Here is a 16,384-nt window from a genome sequence, read left to right on the forward strand (position 1 = left end):
AGTTATAACCCTAGTTCTTTTAAAAACCTGACATCATCAGCCCAACCAGATTTTACTTTCACCCAAACCTTTAAAAACACTTTTGCATCAAATAGCTTTTCCATATCAATACGTGCTTCAGTTGATATTTTCTTCAGTTTCTCACCACTTTTGCCAATCAGCATTCCTTTTTGACTATCTTTATCAACCAATACGGCAATATGAATTCTTTTTAACCCACTTTCTTCTACAGTGAATGATTCAACTTCAACATTCATGGCATAAGGCAACTCTTCGCCCATATAACGAAATAGTTTTTCCCTCACAATTTCTGTGGCTAAAAAACGTTCACTTTTATCTGTAATCATTTCTTCTGGATAAAGGGGAATACCCTCTGGCAAGAATAAGCGTGCTTTTTGTAATAATTCACCTAATCTTTGTCCATGTTTTGCGCTAACCACTTCCATTTGAGCAAAATGATGACGTTGCATCAAATCATTCACAAAATTGTGTAAATGTAATTTATCTTTTACTTTATCTTGCTTGTTGACAACCAAAATAACAGGAACATGTTTCGGAAAAAATTTAAGCAATTGCTCATCTTCATGCCCAACATTTAAAGCTTCGACAACCCAAAAAATAACATCGACTCCAGCTAATGTTTCCGTTACATTTTGATTCAAACGGTCATTTAAAGCATTACGATGTTTTGTTTGAAAACCAGGCGTATCTACAAAAATGAATTGTGTCTCATGATCTGTATAGATGCCTGTAATTTTATGGCGTGTTGTTTGTGCTTTTTTAGAAGTAATACTGATTTTTTGACCAATTAAATGATTCATTAATGTAGACTTTCCTACATTTGGGCGCCCCACAATTGCCACAAAACCACAACGAAATCCTAATGAATCATTCATTCTTTTTTTTACCTAATGGAAAATTTTGCTCAATGTATATTAACGCATCTTTTGCAGCTAACTGCTCAGCTTGCCTTCTACTACTACCCTCACCCTTAGAAATAAAAGCCAGCTCACCTAAATCACACTCAACAACAAAAATTTGCTCATGTGCTTCACCTTTTTGTGCCAAAATACGGTACTTTGGTAAGGCCAATTTTCTAGCTTGTAATGCTTCTTGTAAAGAGGTTTTGTCATCTTTACCTTGATGACGAATATCTATATTTTTGATTCGCTCACAAAACAGATGCCGAACGACTTGTTCTGCTTTTAAAAAGTCGCTATCAAAACTAACCGCAGCAAAAATAGCCTCAACCGCATCAGCTAAAATAGAAGGGCGTCGAAAGCCCCCACTTTTGAGTTCACCCTCACCCAAAAGCAACACATCACCCAATTTCAAACCCATGGCTATTTGCGCTAAGGTATCTTGATTAACCAGGCTAGACCTAAGCCGAGACAACTCCCCTTCACTTAATGAAGGGAAAGCATCAAATAACATTTTGGCAACGCTGTAATTTAAAATAGAGTCCCCAATAAACTCTAGACGTTCATTATTTTGAGCGGAATAACTTCGATGAGTTAATGCCTGAATCAAAATAGTTGGTTGAACAAAACGATAACCCAACTGTTTTTGCAGTTGGGTCAACAAATGATTGGGTAATTTAATACTCAAAACATCTATATCCTTTTAATTAGACTTTGTTTCAAAATCAAAGTAAAGGCTGATATTCCAAACCAAAGGAACTTTACGAGACCAATTCATACTATATTCATATTTACCACTTACATTAATTACTTTAAGTTCCCTGATATCCTCATCACGCAAATCATCAACAGAACTAAGCTTCAATGTTTTTTTCAAACCAGCTTTTGCCGCAGCAGCACTTTGATAGTTATCATCTGCAGCTTTAACCATTGCCCGTTTAACATTTCCAGCATAAGAATAAACTGGGATAATTTTCACAGCCAAGACAATAATGACCAAACCAATAAAACAAGCAAACACCATGCCAATAGCAGTTATGCCTTTTTGAGTATTACGATTATTCATAAAAAATCCACAATAGTATTATTAAAAAATCTATCAAACTAAGTTTTGTCAAAATTAGCACATATTCCTCAAGACAACAATATTATTTTATGGTTGTACCTATTCTAGCAAAATCTGAAAAATTCATCCAAACTAAAAATGCTTTTCCCACAATTAATTGATCATCCACAAATCCCCAATAGCGACTGTCTAAACTATTATCACGATTGTCCCCCATCGCAAAATAATTGCCTTCAGGAACCTTACAAATAAATCCTGATAAAGCATACTGACAATTGTCCCTAAAGGGAAAATTTGATCGTACTTGCCCCAAACTTAAAGTAGGTGCATCTTGAATCTGAAAAATATCGTATTCTTTTTTGTCCAAATTTTCTTTAAATACCTTATTTTCAATAGAAACCGTACCATTAAGTGTCTGTTCTGTATAGCTGGCTTGACCAATTGGTTGATCCACGACTGTTTGCCCATTTATTTTTAATACTTTATCTCTATATTCTATAATGTCTCCAGGCAATGCCACTATCCGTTTAATATAATTTAAACTTGGCTGCTCTGGATAATTAAAAACCACGACGTCACCACGTTGAATAGAACCTGTAGGAATCATCACCTTATTTAAAATAGGCACTCGAATACCATATGAAAATTTATTCACTAAAATAAAATCACCAACAATTAGTCCCGGCCTCATTGAACTAGAAGGAATTTGAAATGGCTCTACAACGAAACTACGTAAGACAAAAACGATTAAAATGATGGAAAAGAAACCTCTCATATAATCAACAAAATGGCCTGCCGAATAAGATGCTGTTTGCTCTGCTGTCTGCTGTTGTTTTTTATAGGCGCGGAACAACACTTTATCGTAAACCCAAGTCGCACCTGTAAAAACAACAAAAATCAATAAAACCGCAGTAAAACTAAAAAATTTGGATAAAACACCAAATACACCTACCATCATCAGCAAATAACCCCATTGCAGATTGCTTGACCATTCTTGTCCCTCTTTTCTGGATTTATCACTGATAAAAAATAATATGGCTCCCACAATTAAAGCACCTATAGCTGCCATAAATAATGTTTGACTCACTTTTATTTGTCTCCGACTTGTAGAATTGCCAAGAATGCACTTTGTGGAATTTCAACATTCCCTACTTGTTTCATTCGTTTTTTTCCTGCTTTTTGCTTTTCCAATAATTTTTTCTTACGAGTAATATCGCCACCATAACATTTTGCCAACACATTTTTACGTAAAGCTTTAACTGTTTCTCTAGCAATAATCTGATTACCTATAGCCGCTTGAATAGCAATATCAAACATTTGTCTAGGAATCAACTCTCGCATTTTTGCCGCAAGTTCTCTACCACGATAAACAGAATTTTGCTTATGCACAATTAAGCTTAAAGCATCTACTTTTTCGCTATTAACCAAAATATCTAACTTTACTAAATCCGCAGCTTGAAACTCTTTAAAATCATAATCTAAAGATGCATAACCACGACTTGTTGATTTGAGTTTATCAAAAAAGTCCATAACAACTTCATTCATGGGTAGATCATAAGTTAGCATAACTTGCCGCCCCATATACTGCATATTGACTTGGATGCCCCGCTTTTGATTGCATAAAGTCATTACTGCTCCAACATAATCCTGTGGCACCAAAATAGTAGCCGTAATAATAGGCTCATAAATGACATTCACTTTGGCTAAATCTGGGAGCTTAGAAGGATTCTCTACCTCTTGTATTGTGCCGTCTTTTAACTCTACCTGATATACAACTGTTGGCGCAGTTGTAATCAAATCCATATCGAACTCTCGCTCTAAGCGCTCTTGTATGATTTCTAAATGCAAAAGCCCTAAAAAGCCGCATCTAAAACCAAAACCTAAAGCTTGAGAGACCTCAGGTTCAAACTTCAAAGAGGCATCATTTAATTGTAACTTTTCTAAAGCATCTCGTAAATTATCATAATCATGACTCTCTACAGGATAAAGCCCTGCAAAGACTTGTGATTGTACTTCTTTAAAACCTGGTAACGCTTCTTGAGCAGGCGTTTTAACTGAAGTAATGGTGTCCCCTACTTTAGCTGCTCCAAGCTCTTTTAATCCTGTGATCAAAAAGCCTACTTCACCAGCTTGCAATGATTCCTTTGCCACAGATTTAGGTGTAAAGATACCAATTTGCTCAACCAAATGTTCAGTGTTGGTGGCCATAAATTTGATTTTTTCTTTTAAAGAAATACTGCCATCAACCACACGAATCAACATCACCACACCGACATAATTATCAAACCATGAATCGATAATCAGCGCTTTTAAAGGTGCCTGAGCATCACCTTTTGGCGGGGGTATTTTGGCAATAACAGCCTCTAGGATATCCTCTATACCAATACCACTTTTTGCTGATGCCCGTACCGCATCAATCGCTTCAATACCAATAATATCTTCTATTTCCTGACTGACTCGCTCAGGTTCTGCTGCAGGTAAATCAATCTTATTTAAAACAGGCACCACTTCAACACCCAAGTCTATTGCGGTATAACAATTGGCAACGGTTTGTGCTTCTACTCCTTGAGAAGCATCCACTACCAATAAAGCACCTTCACAAGCTGACAATGAACGAGACACTTCATAAGAGAAGTCCACGTGACCTGGAGTATCAATTAAATTTAAATGATACACCTGCCCATCCTTTGCCTTATATTGTAATGCAGCTGTCTGGGCTTTAATAGTAATGCCACGTTCTTTTTCAATATCCATTGAATCAAGTACTTGCGCACTCATTTCACGCATATCTAAGCCACCACAAAATTGGATAAAACGGTCTGCCAATGTGGATTTTCCATGATCAATATGGGCAATAATAGAAAAATTTCGAATATGTTTCATAAACTCTTTAAGTAACAATAACAAGGGCAGGTTCTTTTCCTGCCCTTGTGTTTAAGAAGGTTTCGTATTCTAACCTAACTTTGCCAAATATGCACGTAAAGCTGACTCATCTAAATGCCAATGACAAATCTGGTTGTGTTCATGCATTAAAACAGGCACCAACTCATTGTATAAAGCTTCTAATGCTGGGTTAGCATCTACATCAACCACATTCAATTCAAACTTAAGCTCTGGCTGCAAAGCTTGTAATTGAGCGCGCATTTGATGGCATAAATGACAATACTCACGAAACATTAAGGTTAAAATCATTGGCCTTCTACCTGTATCACAACAAATTGGATACTGCCTTGCCGTAAAACTTGCAGGGCCAATTTACTGTTTTTGGGTGCGCGATTAATGGCATCAAGCAATTGTTGACCATTTTTTAATGGTTGACCTGCCACACCAACCACTACATCACCTCGTCTAATTTGCCCATTTTTCCCTGCAGAACCTGGATTAACAACAAAAACTCCAAATGAGAAACCCATATCATTTAATTGTTTCATCTCACGGACATTGAGATTTTGAAATACCATACCGACTTTATTTGATTGTGCTTCTTTTGTTTCTGGTTTTTCCTGTGGCGCTCTATTGGCAAAGATACCTGCAGTATCTTTATTTTCTTCAACTTTAACAGGCACTGAAATTGTTTTACCTGCTCTTAACACCTGCAATATAACTTGAGTATCTGGGCGAGTATTGCCAATAATACGAGGTAAATCTGATGAACTTTTAATCGTTTGTTCACCTACCTTCAAAACAATGTCACCAGATTTTAAACCCGCTTTATCTGCCGCTGCGCCCTTTTCCACCTGAGAAATCAAAGCACCTTCGGTACCACTTAAACCAAAAGATTCTGCCAACTCTTTAGTCATTTCTTGAATATACACACCTAAACGACCACGGCGAACATGCCCCTGCGTTTTTAACTCTTCAGAAATACGTGTTGCTACATCAATAGGTATGGCAAAAGAAATCCCCATAAAACCACCTGATTGGCTATAAATCTGAGAGTTCATGCCAACCACTTCGCCTTTTAAATTAAATAAAGGCCCCCCTGAGTTGCCAGGGTTAACGGCCACATCAGTTTGAATAAATGGCACAAAATCTTCTCTGGGTAATTGCCGCCCCTTGGCCGAAACAATACCTGCACTGACAGAATTTTCAAACCCAAAAGGTGAACCAATTGCAATCACCCATTCACCTACTCTTAAATTGTCAGGGTCGCCAATTTTTACTGTTGGCAACCCTTTAGCATCTATTTTTAACAACGCCACATCTGTTCTGGCATCAGCACCAATTAATTTGGCTTGGTATTCTCGTTTATCTGTTAAGGTCACAGTAATCTCATCTGCTTTTGCCACAACATGTGCATTGGTCATCACAAAACCATCAGCGGAAATAATAAATCCTGATCCTAAAGAGCGAGCTTGATATTCTCGTACTTGAGGCGGAGCAAATTGTCCAAAAAACTCAAAAAATGGATCTATTTGCCTTTGTTTAACTGTTTGAGTTGTATTGATATTAACCACTGCCTTACCTTGCGTTTCAACGAGACTGGTAAAGTCTGGCGTATCAGCTTTAACCAAAACAGAACAAGACAAACAAAAAACAAAAAAGAGTGTACTTAATATTTTTTTCATAATCGTTCTCTTCTACAACAATATAATGAATATGTTTAATAAAATAAATACCATTACTTTATTCATTGATATGTATAAAGCAAAAAGATTAAAATAAAGGATCATGATTAAAATTAAAAGATAATCATGATCCTTTTACACAATTTTACTTCTCAAAAAAAAACAAATTATATTAAATAATTTTATATAATAATCAGTTATGTCATTTTTGATCTACCATCTTAGATAAAATCAAAATACTCAAAATATAAGTTTTTTTATTTAAAAGATTACGTGTGCTCTTTTAAAGTTCGTGAACTCGTGCCACAACTATAACAAAACTTACTAAATGTATTTTTACGAGAGCCACATTGAATACAATGGTCAAATAAGCTGATCCCACAATGAGGGCAAAAATCCACAGCCGTATTTTTTACATCAACACCCCTCTCACAACTAGGGCAAACTCCTTTAGCAAACCTTGTAAGTGCCAAATCATAACTTAACTCTTGCCTTTTATCTTGATCGGACAATTTTTCTATGGCTTGCTGCTTGATCAAATAATGATTCAAAGCTCTTATGGCATAACGCCCCACAACAACCGTCAGTAAAATACCGACAATATAACGTACATATCCACCATAGCTTGGTAAATAAGGCACTAACTCCACAAAAAAGGTAAATAAGGCAAAAAAGGTAAATCCCCAAACGAAAGGCCAATATGTTCCTTTACGTTTTTTAATAAACAACCAACCTGCAAACAATAATAAAGGCAGTGTGAGCAGCAACCGATAAATAAATACTTGTAGTTGTATTTTCCTTTCCTCAGCGTTTAAAAGGATTAACGCTTCTTGCTCCAATTGACTTAATTGTGTTGTCAACACTTCTTGCTCTTGTTGTGCATCAAGCACCTCTTTTTGATGAAGCTGAAACTGTTTTTGAATTTTATCCAGTTGCGAGCTGAAACCATCTAACTCTTTTGTTCTTTTAATCAACTCTTGATCTTGTTCAACCAATTGTGTGACTTGACGAGTCGCCAACCAATTAGAAAAAGCTTCTCGAGCATTATCATTTGATTGTTTCGCAGCATTTAATTGAATTTCCACTTGCTCAAGCGCACGTTGTGCCGTTTTTTGTTTTTCTTCAAGTTGCTCGATAGATTGCTTAATTGGTTGCGTTTTTTTTGTATCCAGAAAATCATCCAATGTTTTGTGTTGAGCAACCTGAGGTAAATCACCCACAATGGTTCCCCCTAGACCAATGAGGAAACTGGCAAATATAAATGCAATTAACCATAATCCCCAACGAAACCACTTTTCAGATAAACGTAATGATTTACTCACAAATGCTCCTTCAATTATTCAACCAAAAATAAATAAACTACCTGAATTATTTTCAAAAACTCAGATAGTTTAAATGATCATACTATATTTAGTGTAAATGAATAATTAATCCATTTCATCTATCCATGCTTGTTGTATTGCCTCCAACACTCTCTCCCCACAACGATCTGGATCATCATCAAATTCTGATAAAGCCATCACCTTTGTGCGTAAATCAACAAAGCGAATCGTCACAGGATCCACATTTGGGTAGGTTTCAGCAAGTTCTATTGCGATTTCTTGTACATCTGTCCACTTCATATAATACCACCTTTAATATATTGATTAATAATAAAAATATATATTAATGATTTTCACGAGCATGATTAATTGTATATTTTGGAATTTCAACAGTTAAATCCTCTTCTCCAATAAGCGCTTGGCAACTTAAGCGAGAATCAGCTTCCAATCCCCAAGCCATATCTAATAGATCTTCTTCTATTTCACTGGCTTCATTTAAACTATTTATTCCTTTTCGAACCACCACATGACATGTCGTACAAGCACAGGACATTTCACAAGCATGTTCTATTTCAATATCGTTTTCTAACAAGGTCACACAAATGCTCTGACCTACCGGTGCATTTTCAATCACTTTCCCTTTCGGGCATAATGTTTCATGTGGTAATACAGTTATTTTTGGCATATTTCACCCTACATTTGATGGATATTTTGCCCTTTAAGCGCTCTGGCGATATTTCGATTCATTCGTTTAGCAGCAAATGCATCTGTCGCGACACTTAAGGCATGTATTTTATTATTAATCACCATTGTATCAGTTTGTTTTGCAGCATCTGATAACGCGTCAATTGCCTGAACAATAATTTGCTTCTCTTCTTGTGTTAATAAATCAGCATCCTGATTTAATGCTGTTTGTACAGCTTCTAATAGACTCTGTGCTTCAACTTTAGATTCTTGTAATTTACGTGCCTGAATATCATCAGTGATATTAGCCAAGGAATCCTGTAACATTTTGGTAATTGCTGCATCGTCTAAACCATAAGAGGGCTTCACTTCAATGCTGCTCAATACGCCCGTTGTTTGTTCCTGAGCACTCACAGAAAGCAGTCCATCGGCATCTACTTGAAAAGTCACTCTAATACGAGCTGCCCCTGCAACCATGGGTGGAATATTACGCAGAGTAAACTGGGCCAAGGAACGGCAATCCGCTACCAACTCACGTTCTCCTTGTAACACATGAATCATCATCGCACTTTGACCATCTTTAAAAGTTGTAAAATCTTGCGCTCTGGCAGTAGGAATTGTGCTATTACGAGGAATAATTTTTTCTACGAGCCCACCATATGTTTCAATACCTAAAGACAAAGGGGTCACATCTAGCAATAACCAATCTTGCTCGCTCTTGTTACCAACCAATATATTTGCTTGTATTGCTGCCCCTAAAGCCACCACCTGATCAGGGTCAAGATTATTCAAAAGCTCCTGCTTAAAAAACGCCTGAACTTCTTGTTGAATATGCTTCATTCTGGTTGCACCACCAACCATAATAACGCCTTGAATATCTTCTTTAGTAAGGCTTGCATCAGATAACGCTCTTTGAACAGGCGCTAAAGTCTGTTTAACCAAATGAGCAGTCAACTCAACAAATTTTTGAGCAGTCAATGTTAAATTAATTTTGTCTCCATTGCTTAAAGTCGCACATAAAGTACTGCTGTCTTCTTCGGTTAGGTTTTCTTTTGCCGCACGGGATAAACCAAGTAGTAAAGATTTATCCTCATCTGTAATGGATATACCACTATCTGTTTGATCAAGTATCCATTGATAAATAGCTTGATCAAAATCATCTCCACCTAAAGCACTATTCCCATTCGTGGCTAAAACCTCAAAAATACCTTTAGATAATTTAAGAATAGACACATCAAATGTGCCACCTCCTAAATCATATACAGCAAATATACCTTCCGAAGCATTATCCAAACCATAAGCAATGGCAGCAGCAGTTGGCTCATTCAATAACCGTAAAACATGTAAACCTGCCAATTTAGCAGCATCTTTTGTTGCCTGACGTTGAGCATCATCAAAATAAGCTGGCACTGTAATCACCGCACCAGATAATGTGCCACCTAAAGTTTGCTCCGCTCTATTTTTTAATGCCAATAAAATTTCAGAAGACACTTGTACAGGACTTTTAGGCCCTTGACGTGTTAAGAGACTAATACTTTGATCATTTTGTTCAAATTGATAAGGTAAATGACTTGTAATTGTTAAGTCTGAAAAGGTACGACCCAATAATCTTTTTGCAGAACTGATTGTGTTGTTAGGATCTATCTTCTGAGCCTGAGCCGCATCAAAACCAACTTCTACACGATTGTCTTCACAAAATCGAACAACCGATGGTAACGCTGCTCTACCTAACTTATCGGTAAGACACAACGCGCTTCCATTTCTAACAGAGGCCACCAAACTATTTGTTGTACCTAAATCAATACCAATAGCCAATTTATGTTGATGTGGTGCAGCTGATAACCCAGGCTCAGCAATGTGCATTAAAGCCATAAAACGATCCTATCTATCTCAATAAGTAAGTGACTAAAAATATTAAGCACTTACACTTTAACCTTAATTTAATGAGTTTGTTCTTGAAGTTGAGCCAGAATTTTATCTAAAAATCGACCTTGGCGCACCAATGCAGCAGCATTTTCATCATCATTTTGATTAATCGCTTGATTAAGTTTAGCAATCAACAAATCAAAATCATTCTGAATTTCTTGAGTGATTTTTAATAGTTGTTCATGATCATTATTTTGCTTGGCTTCTTCTATATCTTCTCGCCATTGCATTTGCTGCATTAAAAACTCAGTTGGAAAATGAGTCTGCTGCTCTGATTCGGCATCAATCCCTGCTAGTTGCAATAAATAAGCTGCTCTATTGAGAGGATGCCCTAGCACACGATAAGCCTCATTGACATTAGAAGCCATCATTAATGCCTGTTTTTGCTCAAAATCACTCTTACCTGCATACTTATCAGGATGACATAAAGAAAGTAACTGTTTGTACACTTGCTCTAATGCGTGTAAATCTAACTCAAAGGTTTTATTTAAACCAAACAAAGAAAAATAATCCATTTTTTTCAACAATCAATCTAAATCACACATTAAAGCTTTCACCACAACCACATTCATTCTGTACATTAGGATTATAAAATTTAAATCCTTCATTTAGCCCCTCTTTAACGTAATCGAGCTCTGTACCATCAATATAAACAAGGCTTTTAGGGTCAGTAAATACTTTTACACCAAAACTATCAAATGCCAGATCATCTGTATTGACCACATCAACGAACTCCAAAACATAAGCCATTCCAGAACATCCACTGGTTTTTACCCCCAATCGAATACCCTCGCCTTTGCCACGCTTTGTTAAAAAATTACGTATATGATCAGCTGCTTTTTGTGTTAGTGTAATAGCCATATCCCACTGCCCTTTAATCCATGAACATTTTAAGTTCTAATATTTACTTACCATGTTTTTGCTTATAATCATCAATAGCTGCTTTAATGGCATCTTCTGCCAGAATAGAACAATGTATTTTAACTGGTGGTAAAGCCAATTCTTCTGCGATATCACTGTTCTTAATGCTTAATGCTTCGTCTAATGTTTTTCCCTTTACCCACTCAGTGATAAGAGAAGAGGATGCAATTGCAGAACCACAACCATATGTTTTAAAACGAGCATCCTCAATAACACCCGCTTCATTGACTTTAATTTGTAGTTTCATCACGTCACCACAAGCTGGTGCGCCAACCATACCCGTACCTACGCTATTGTCTCCTTTTTCAAAGGAACCTACATTGCGTGGATTTTCATAATGATCAATCACTTTATCACTATAAGCCATTTTTATTCTCCCTGTTTAGTGTGCAGCCCACTGTACACTATTTAAATCAATACCTTCTTGGTGCATTTCCCATAGAGGTGAAAGCTCTCTTAAACGCCCAATTTTAGAACATAACAGTTCAGTAGCAAAATCAACCTGCTCCTCTGTTGTAAAACGACCAAAACTGATACGCAATGAACTGTGAGCCAACTCATCATTCCGTCCCAATGCCCGTAATACATAAGAAGGCTCAAGACTTGCTGAAGTACATGCAGAACCACTGGAAACGGCTAATTCTTTTACTGCCATAATTAAGCTTTCGCCTTCCACAAAATTAAAACTAACATTCAAATTATGTGGTACTCGATGAAGCATATCACCATTGATATAAACTTCATCAATGTCTCTAATGCCAGCTAAAAAACGATCACGTAAAGCAGTAATATACTTTATTTCATTTTTCATTTCCAACCGAGCCAAACGAAAAGCCTCACCCATCCCTACAATTTGATGGGTAGGTAATGTACCAGAGCGAAAACCGCGCTCATGACCACCACCATGCATTTGCGCCATTAATCTAACCCTTGGTTTTCTACGTACATACAATGCCCCAATCCCTTTGGGGCCATAAATTTTATGTGCTGATAAACTCAACAAATCAATATTAGACTGATCTAACTGTATGTCCACTTTACCTGCTGCTTGCGCTGCATCCACATGAAAAATAATCCCTTTTTCACGACACAACGCACCAATACCTTCTATATCTTGAACGACCCCAATTTCATTATTCACCCACATGACAGAAATTAAAATGGTATCTGGGCGAATCGCACTTTCTAATTCTTTAAAATCAATAAGCCCATTTTCCTGAACATTTAAATAGGTAACCTCAAAACCTTCACGCTCAAGCTCACGCATGGTATCCAAAATAGCTTTGTGTTCTGTTTTTACGGTGATCAGATGTTTACCTTTACTCTGATAAAAATGAGCGGCTCCTTTTAAGGCCAGATTATCTGACTCGGTTGCGCCAGAAGTAAAAATAATCTCTTTACTGTCTGCACCAATTAACTGTGCAATTTCATTACGAGCCTGTTCCACTGCCTCTTCTGCTTGCCAGCCGAAACTATGACTTGAACTTGCAGGATTACCATAAATTTCAGTTAAATATGGAATCATTTTTTCTGCCACACGAGGGTCAACTGGTGTCGTAGCAGCATAATCAAAATAAATTGGGGTTTTTATTGTATTCATGGTTGCACTTCCAAATGATGTTTAATATTATTTTTTTTGACTGTAATAGGTTGCTCTGTCTGTTTAGGTTGCATATCAATTAAAGTGTCTAATGATACTGCAGACAAATACTGTAATATTGTATCGTTCAAATTTTCCCACAATTGATGCGTCATACAAGGACTATTGTGATGACAGTTACCTTTTCCTTGGCATTGGGTCGCATCTAACATATCGTCTACAGCTGCAATAATATCAGATACAGAAATCTCTTTTGCTGGCTTGCTTAAAAAATACCCACCACCAGGACCTCTAAAGCTGATCACAAGGCCACAGCGACGCAGTTTACCAAACAACTGTTCCAAATAAGACAAAGAAATATTTTGTCGCTCACTAATATCGCTTAAGCTAACAGGTACATTTTCTTTTTGATAAATAGCCAAATCCAACATAGCAGTTACTGCAAAACGGCCTTTTGTTGTCAATCGCATGTTATTTCTTCCGAAAAGTTATTATTCTGAGATAATTATCCTATTTCCGAGTAAACAAGTCAACTATTATCTTAAACAAAAAGGGCGGCTTATTTAAGCCACCCTTTTTATTCTAAACTCACTTAATTTTTAAGCTTTCCCAACGGTTTCAAAACCACAATTGGAACACTCATTATACCGTGATTCAATGGTTTTAAGCCTAATCATATAGGATTGACCTGATGTACTTAACTCAACCTCTTTATCAACTTGCACCAAAGCATTTGGCACCAATAACGCCCTACTGGCTTTTTTGCTTTTATCATGAGTTACATACAAACCAAAGAAGGTATTATTCGGATTACTTAAATCAATCAATGTAATAGCCATTGGCGAACTACCAATAGTTTCAAGACCTACTTTAGTAGAACCATCATCATTTTTAATCAAGCGTCTAACAACCCCCAATATTGGTAATGAATCCATGAACTCAACCAAAATCAAGTCACCAATCAGTAAGCTATTATTTTCTTTAGAAAAATGTGTTAACCCTATTTCGTCAGTACTCACACTGGTCATTACCCAACGGGATTCTTGCCTTTCTCTCGCACTAGGAATAGTCAGTTCTTGCTTTGCTTTAAAGGCTATTAAATTAAATCCTACTGTCACAAACACTTCTTCAGCAGCTAAAACCAAATCTGCTGGTGGTGGTTGATACTCAGGTTCCAATAAACATTTTTGAATTTTTTCAAAAAACGCTTGCCAAGAAGCAGGATCCGTCTTCATTGGGTCATCAACCAGATACTCTGGCAAGGCTTCTTCACCCAAAGAACCATCTTGAATATTAATGCTCTGAATCACATCTTGCACAGCGGCAACAAACGCACCACCACTCCAATAACGGCTTGATTGAGCGAAAACACTTCTACGAAAAAAATGGGGCGCTTCCTCAGAACGAAGATCCAACATAAAAACAGGTTCAGTTAAATTTTGCTGATCTGTTTGTATGTGTAAATTTTTACACGCTTTACCTAAAATATAATGTAACTGGCGAATTTCTTGTGTATTTAAACTGCTTGTATTGGCAATTTTTAAAAAGGCTGAATGCAATAATACTTGTTCGGGAATGGTTTCTGTACCAACAATACTTTGGTAAGCTTTAACAGGATAACGTTCTAATTTCACTCGTTCTAAAAACTCAAAAAACTGATAAGCCTGCTTCCAAGTGCTTCCTTGTGGCTCCGTGTATCTTTGAGCATACCATAATATCTGTTGATTATGGTGCACTAATCCCCGCACAGCAGCCAACGTGATACTGGGTAATAGCTCTTTAGGTGCATTTTGTCCAAGAAAATCGGATAAACACAAGCTATACCCAACTGCCAGCTCATTGATATAAGCCAAAATCGCCGGAATAAAATTCCTTTTACTGTTTTCTGGATTAAAATGGTCTTCACAAATTCGCTGATGAATGGGAAATGTACGCTCATCTATGTACAGTAATGTTTGCAATCTTTCTGCTAATGGAATACTTTTGTCGTTATTTAAACGAGTAATCGCCTTAATAACTTCAATATGCGCCCCAAAGTACTCCTCTTGCGGTAATTTTTGAACCAACTTAGTAGCTGATTCCACCAAGGGAGAAGTAGGAGAAGTTTTATCTTTCTTCCCCACCATTGAGTCAATTAGAGTTTTAAAATCAAACATATATACTTAAGACAATTTAAAGATGTTAAGTTTATAACCACATAATACTTAATTATTCAAATACAGATTGGTTGATACCAACTTATCACATAATTAATTGATTCTAGCAAAAACCAGAGTCTTATGCACTAAAATTATATTACCTCAATTTAGTTTATGTATTACTGTGGTACTTCAAGCAGTATCCATACTCAAAATTCAGTCATTTCGATCGTTAGAATTCTAACACATCTTTTAAATTTACTCAAAAAAGAGATAAATTTTTCTAACGAAAAAAATACCGAATCGCATCTAAACCATTAAAATCAATTTTGAGTGAACTGAATTGTTTCACTTTTGGTTTGGCATGGAATGCAACACCATAATCAGCCGCTTGAAGCATCAATAGATCATTAGCCCCGTCTCCCACCGCCAATACTTGTCCTACTGCCAACCCTAAGTTTTGTTTTTTTTGCTGTAAAATTTGTGCCTTGCTTTGTGCATTGATAATCTGGCCTACCACTTTGCCTGTTAAAACACCATTATATATCTCTAGTTCATTAGCAATAGCATCATCTAAATGTAAACTTTGTTTGAGTTTTTCTGTAAAAAAGGTAAAGCCACCAGAGACAAGCACAAAATAAATGCCAGCCTGTTTCGCCATCTGAATAAATTGTTCTGCACCTTCAGTTAATTTGACTCTCTGTTGATAAACTCGTTCCAGCTGTTCAACAGTTACCCCCTCTAATAAGGCAACTCTTTGAATAAGTGATTCATTAAAATCTATTTTACCCTGCATAGCAGCATCTGTTATCTTGGCAACTTGCTCTTTTAAACCAACTTCATGGGCTATTTCATCAATACATTCTATTGTAATTAACGTAGAATCCATGTCGGAAACAATCAACTTTATTTGGGAAAAAGCTTGATCCTCTAAAAGATTGGCATCAATTTTATGCTCATCAAACCATATTTGTAATTCAGGACTAATCAAAAATTCGTCAGGAACAGAGATACGTTGAACATTACCTAGCGTAAATGTGCTATTTAATGGTACCCCTATTTTTTCAAATAGTTCGTTTACACTAAACTGTGATAATGTTTCTCCCTGAATCACCAATATACGTCTTTGTTTGCTCATCTAAGTTTAAGTACCCATAATTAAATCATATGTCTCATTGTTACATATCTAACAAAGCAATTGTAGCTATTTTCAAATAAAATGCGACAAACTCAAATTAT

18 protein-coding genes are annotated in these 16,384 nt (G+C 36.5%); all 18 read right to left on the minus strand.

Features of this window, described 5'->3' with window-relative positions:
- Positions 1 to 2 precede the first annotated feature (2 nt).
- The 18 genes from era to serB all read right to left on the minus strand — a co-directional run bounded on the left by era (position 3) and on the right by serB (position 16,283).
- Entirely contained in the window at positions 3 to 896 is an 894-nt protein-coding gene (era, locus tag AADH04_RS01220; protein WP_434778439.1) for a GTPase Era, read from the minus strand.
- On the minus strand, positions 889 to 1,608 hold the full coding sequence (gene rnc / locus AADH04_RS01225) for a ribonuclease III (RefSeq protein WP_434778440.1): 720 nt from the start codon (positions 1,606 to 1,608) through the stop codon (positions 889 to 891). Before rnc ends, era begins: the two co-directional genes overlap by 8 nt.
- 15 nt (positions 1,609 to 1,623) lie before the next feature.
- Positions 1,624 to 1,986: a DUF4845 domain-containing protein gene (locus tag AADH04_RS01230; RefSeq protein ID WP_434778441.1), complete on the minus strand. Its 363-nt coding sequence runs from the start codon at positions 1,984 to 1,986 to the stop codon at positions 1,624 to 1,626.
- Positions 1,987 to 2,068: 82 nt separating this feature from the next.
- Positions 2,069 to 3,055, minus strand: coding sequence for a signal peptidase I (gene lepB / locus AADH04_RS01235; protein ID WP_434779770.1), 987 nt, complete (start codon positions 3,053 to 3,055; stop codon positions 2,069 to 2,071).
- Between the two features lie 20 nt (positions 3,056 to 3,075).
- Positions 3,076 to 4,869, minus strand: coding sequence for a translation elongation factor 4 (gene lepA, locus AADH04_RS01240; RefSeq protein ID WP_434778442.1), 1,794 nt, complete (start codon positions 4,867 to 4,869; stop codon positions 3,076 to 3,078).
- A gap of 69 nt (positions 4,870 to 4,938) precedes the next feature.
- Positions 4,939 to 5,178, minus strand: a complete 240-nt coding sequence (locus AADH04_RS01245) for a glutaredoxin family protein (protein WP_434778443.1) — start codon at positions 5,176 to 5,178, stop codon at positions 4,939 to 4,941.
- The gene (locus AADH04_RS01250) at positions 5,175 to 6,554 is read right to left on the minus strand and encodes a DegQ family serine endoprotease (protein ID WP_434778444.1); all 1,380 of its coding nucleotides are present in this window, start codon (positions 6,552 to 6,554) and stop codon (positions 5,175 to 5,177) included. The genes AADH04_RS01245 and AADH04_RS01250 overlap by 4 nt, the downstream gene beginning before the upstream one ends.
- Before the next feature lie 269 nt (positions 6,555 to 6,823).
- Entirely contained in the window at positions 6,824 to 7,876 is a 1,053-nt protein-coding gene (locus tag AADH04_RS01255; protein WP_434778445.1) for a serine endopeptidase, read from the minus strand.
- Between the two features lie 105 nt (positions 7,877 to 7,981).
- Positions 7,982 to 8,176, minus strand: coding sequence for a Fe-S cluster assembly protein IscX (gene iscX, locus AADH04_RS01260; protein WP_434778446.1), 195 nt, complete (start codon positions 8,174 to 8,176; stop codon positions 7,982 to 7,984).
- Positions 8,177 to 8,219: 43 nt separating this feature from the next.
- Positions 8,220 to 8,561: an ISC system 2Fe-2S type ferredoxin gene (gene fdx / locus AADH04_RS01265; RefSeq protein WP_434778447.1), complete on the minus strand. Its 342-nt coding sequence runs from the start codon at positions 8,559 to 8,561 to the stop codon at positions 8,220 to 8,222.
- 8 nt (positions 8,562 to 8,569) lie between these two features.
- Positions 8,570 to 10,432, minus strand: a complete 1,863-nt coding sequence (gene hscA / locus AADH04_RS01270) for a Fe-S protein assembly chaperone HscA (protein WP_434778448.1) — start codon at positions 10,430 to 10,432, stop codon at positions 8,570 to 8,572.
- A gap of 68 nt (positions 10,433 to 10,500) precedes the next feature.
- Positions 10,501 to 11,001, minus strand: a complete 501-nt coding sequence (hscB, locus tag AADH04_RS01275; RefSeq protein WP_434778449.1) for a Fe-S protein assembly co-chaperone HscB — start codon at positions 10,999 to 11,001, stop codon at positions 10,501 to 10,503.
- A gap of 22 nt (positions 11,002 to 11,023) precedes the next feature.
- Positions 11,024 to 11,347, minus strand: coding sequence for an iron-sulfur cluster assembly protein IscA (iscA, locus tag AADH04_RS01280; protein WP_434778450.1), 324 nt, complete (start codon positions 11,345 to 11,347; stop codon positions 11,024 to 11,026).
- A gap of 43 nt (positions 11,348 to 11,390) precedes the next feature.
- Positions 11,391 to 11,774 carry a Fe-S cluster assembly scaffold IscU gene (iscU, locus tag AADH04_RS01285; protein ID WP_434778451.1) on the minus strand — a complete coding sequence of 128 codons (384 nt, stop codon included), beginning with the start codon at positions 11,772 to 11,774 and terminating at the stop codon, positions 11,391 to 11,393.
- Positions 11,775 to 11,789: 15 nt separating this feature from the next.
- On the minus strand, positions 11,790 to 13,007 hold the full coding sequence (locus tag AADH04_RS01290; protein ID WP_434778452.1) for an IscS subfamily cysteine desulfurase: 1,218 nt from the start codon (positions 13,005 to 13,007) through the stop codon (positions 11,790 to 11,792).
- Complete coding sequence (locus tag AADH04_RS01295) at positions 13,004 to 13,477, minus strand: Fe-S cluster assembly transcription factor (RefSeq protein WP_434778453.1); 474 nt, start codon at positions 13,475 to 13,477, stop codon at positions 13,004 to 13,006. Before AADH04_RS01295 ends, AADH04_RS01290 begins: the two co-directional genes overlap by 4 nt.
- Before the next feature lie 129 nt (positions 13,478 to 13,606).
- Positions 13,607 to 15,163 (minus strand): hypothetical protein, encoded by a 1,557-nt coding sequence (locus AADH04_RS01300; RefSeq protein WP_434778454.1) that lies wholly within the window; start codon positions 15,161 to 15,163, stop codon positions 13,607 to 13,609.
- 265 nt (positions 15,164 to 15,428) lie between these two features.
- Entirely contained in the window at positions 15,429 to 16,283 is an 855-nt protein-coding gene (gene serB / locus AADH04_RS01305; RefSeq protein ID WP_434778455.1) for a phosphoserine phosphatase SerB, read from the minus strand.
- Positions 16,284 to 16,384: the final 101 nt, after the last annotated feature.

The organism is Neisseria sp. Ec49-e6-T10, from assembly GCF_051132615.1.
Taxonomy (GTDB): Bacteria; Pseudomonadota; Gammaproteobacteria; order Burkholderiales; family Neisseriaceae.

Coding starts and splice junctions, on each gene's coding strand:
- serB (WP_434778455.1), bottom strand. CDS start 16,283: ATGAGCAAACAAAGACGTATATTGGTGATTCAGGGAGAAACATTATCA.
- AADH04_RS01245 (WP_434778443.1), bottom strand. CDS start 5,178: ATGATTTTAACCTTAATGTTTCGTGAGTATTGTCATTTATGCCATCAA.
- fdx (WP_434778447.1), bottom strand. CDS start 8,561: ATGCCAAAAATAACTGTATTACCACATGAAACATTATGCCCGAAAGGG.
- iscA (WP_434778450.1), bottom strand. CDS start 11,347: ATGGCTATTACACTAACACAAAAAGCAGCTGATCATATACGTAATTTT.
- lepB (WP_434779770.1), bottom strand. CDS start 3,055: ATGGCAGCTATAGGTGCTTTAATTGTGGGAGCCATATTATTTTTTATC.
- AADH04_RS01230 (WP_434778441.1), bottom strand. CDS start 1,986: ATGAATAATCGTAATACTCAAAAAGGCATAACTGCTATTGGCATGGTG.
- AADH04_RS01300 (WP_434778454.1), bottom strand. CDS start 15,163: ATGTTTGATTTTAAAACTCTAATTGACTCAATGGTGGGGAAGAAAGAT.
- iscX (WP_434778446.1), bottom strand. CDS start 8,176: ATGAAGTGGACAGATGTACAAGAAATCGCAATAGAACTTGCTGAAACC.
- AADH04_RS01290 (WP_434778452.1), bottom strand. CDS start 13,007: ATGAATACAATAAAAACCCCAATTTATTTTGATTATGCTGCTACGACA.
- hscB (WP_434778449.1), bottom strand. CDS start 11,001: ATGGATTATTTTTCTTTGTTTGGTTTAAATAAAACCTTTGAGTTAGAT.
- lepA (WP_434778442.1), bottom strand. CDS start 4,869: ATGAAACATATTCGAAATTTTTCTATTATTGCCCATATTGATCATGGA.
- AADH04_RS01250 (WP_434778444.1), bottom strand. CDS start 6,554: ATGAAAAAAATATTAAGTACACTCTTTTTTGTTTTTTGTTTGTCTTGT.
- era (WP_434778439.1), bottom strand. CDS start 896: ATGAATGATTCATTAGGATTTCGTTGTGGTTTTGTGGCAATTGTGGGG.
- AADH04_RS01295 (WP_434778453.1), bottom strand. CDS start 13,477: ATGCGATTGACAACAAAAGGCCGTTTTGCAGTAACTGCTATGTTGGAT.
- hscA (WP_434778448.1), bottom strand. CDS start 10,432: ATGGCTTTAATGCACATTGCTGAGCCTGGGTTATCAGCTGCACCACAT.
- iscU (WP_434778451.1), bottom strand. CDS start 11,774: ATGGCTTATAGTGATAAAGTGATTGATCATTATGAAAATCCACGCAAT.